This window comes from Pedobacter sp. 10L46_2 (genome assembly GCF_056395165.1).
Genome location: NZ_JBFTIZ010000449.1, coordinates 1 through 2286 on the forward strand (window position 1 = coordinate 1; position 2286 = coordinate 2286).

Annotated in this window: 2 protein-coding genes; both read right to left on the reverse strand. The window is 34.1% G+C overall.

Annotated elements, in window-relative coordinates:
* Window positions 1–557: 557 nt before the first annotated feature.
* Complete coding sequence (locus AC1DDX_RS26580; RefSeq protein WP_337716345.1) at window positions 558–1283, reverse strand: LytR/AlgR family response regulator transcription factor; 726 nt, start codon at window positions 1281–1283, stop codon at window positions 558–560.
* A 9-nt stretch (window positions 1284–1292) separates the two neighbouring features.
* Window positions 1293–2286 (reverse strand): sensor histidine kinase (locus AC1DDX_RS26585; protein ID WP_477622943.1); only part of this gene is annotated, 994 nt, incomplete at its 5' end.

Here is a 2286-nt window from a genome sequence, read left to right on the forward strand (position 1 = left end):
GTGTGGTACCTTTTACCAGGATACTTACACCTGGTAAAGGACTGTTGTCTTTTGCATCGCTAACCTTGCCAATAATCTTAAGCTGAGCCATCGCATGAAAGGACAGCATAGAAAATATGACCGAATAAAATATTCTTTTCATCATAATATTAGTTTTAGGATTTAGTTTTAGTTTTTTGAATGACCAGGGAATTCCTGGAATAGTAGATCAGCTAAAACAATTTAGTCATGGTGGCAAATAATTGATATCCACAAAGATTAATTTAAGCTTTAGATGATTTAAATAATAGTACAGAACACGCATAGTATAGGGATTTAGGTAGACACGGTATTTAGCACTTGGAGAGCTCCAGAATTTTTAAGGGAATGGTGTTGGTAGCATTATGTAAATACATACCATACAAATGGATATTGCTCGTTTCATACTAGGGACTTAATATTTAACAGTAAATTTGGTTACAGCACCATTGCGATTGATTAATTCGCGATGAATGTATCTACAATATAAATAACAAAAAATTAAGTTCCAAACATTTTAAGGATAAAGAAGGAGATACCTAGATATTGAGTGCTTTTTCAAGGTTATTTTTAAAATTTCGTCCGATAGGAATTTGATAACCATCCAGTACAATTCTGTTCCTTTCCAGACGCGTTATTTTCTGAATGGATACGATGAAGGATTTATGTACCCGAATGAAACGGTCGTGCGGAAAAATATCAAGCATTGCTTTAATTGACCCTTTGAGCAGGATTTTTCCGGTATAAGCATAAATTATTGCATAGTCTTTAAGCCCTTGAATGTGGGTAACATCATTAAAATGCAGTTTTATGCGTTGCACACCGCTTTTAACAAAAATAAAATCAGTTTCCCGAAAGGCAGGATTATCATCAATATTTATATTCTGCGCTTTTAAGGTTAAGAATTCTGTGATTTTTTCAATAGCCTGCTTAAAACGATTAAAAGAAATCGGTTTTAATAAAAAATCAACTACTCCCATTTCATAACCTTCAAAAGCATAATCGCGGTAAGCAGTTGTAAAAATTGTAAGTGGTGGATCTGTTAATTCGTTCAGAAATTCAATACCTGTCATTTCCGGCATCTCAATATCGATAAATAGTACGTCGACAGGTTGATTTTGCAAAAAACGCAAGGCTTCTCGTGTGTTGGCAAACAACGACACAGAATGTACATTGTCGATACGTTTTAAGTAACCGTCCAATATTTCAAGCGCTAGCGGTTCATCATCTACAACAACAATTCTCAGCATTATTTCTAATTTCAATCCATTTAGTTATAATTCAATTACCAGCCTGGCATGGAAAACATTTTTCTTATCATCAAATTCAAGTTGGTGTTTAGCCGGATAAAGCAGCTCCAAACGTTTTCTTAAATTATCAAGCCCTATTCCACCCTTGCCTTTATTAGAAACTGTTGATGGTTTTGAGTTTTCTATATTAACTGTTAATGTTGCATTATTCAATGCTATATCAACAGTAAGCCAACTATTTTCAGTTTGCTTACTAAGCCCATGTTTAAAAGCGTTTTCTACCAAAGGCAGCAACAATAAAGGGGCAATTTCATGACCTTTTAGTTCAGCATTAATATTTAATAAAATAGCAGAATCAGCACTAAATCTGAGTCGCTCTAATTCAATGTAATTACTTAAGTAAGCAATTTCTTTTTCCAGCAGTACCTTTGCATCAGTACTATCATATAGCATATATTCCATCATTTCTGATAGCTTAAGCACTACATCTGGTGCTAGTTCTGATTTTTTAAGTGTTAATGCATACAAGTTATTTAATATATTGAACAGGAAATGTGGATTTACCTGGGCACGAAGAAAATTAACTTCTGCATTTAATTTTTCTACGGTAATTTTCTGAATGAGAAGCTGTTGCCCATACCAATCCATACTTAATTTAAGCGCCAGCATTAAACCTAAATACCATAACGTGCTAAAGAAATTGTAAGATAGACTTTCCATTAAATCGCTGTTGCGCATAGGGCCTATAACATAACCATACAAATAAAAATCAAAAAGACTCTGGGCTGTTAGGTACCCTATTACTGAAGCAATAACTGCCACGGAATATATAAAGTAGCGTTTCTTTAGCAGGTATTTTGGCAAGAAAAAGTGAAGGTTAAGGTAGGCTATGACAATTAGCAGAGCAATTCTTACAGTTACGCAAGCAACAAAATAAGGCATACTGGCTTTGTATATGAGGTATCTTTTCTCATATATAAAGAATCCTGTGATCAACAACCAATAGGTACTATGAGCC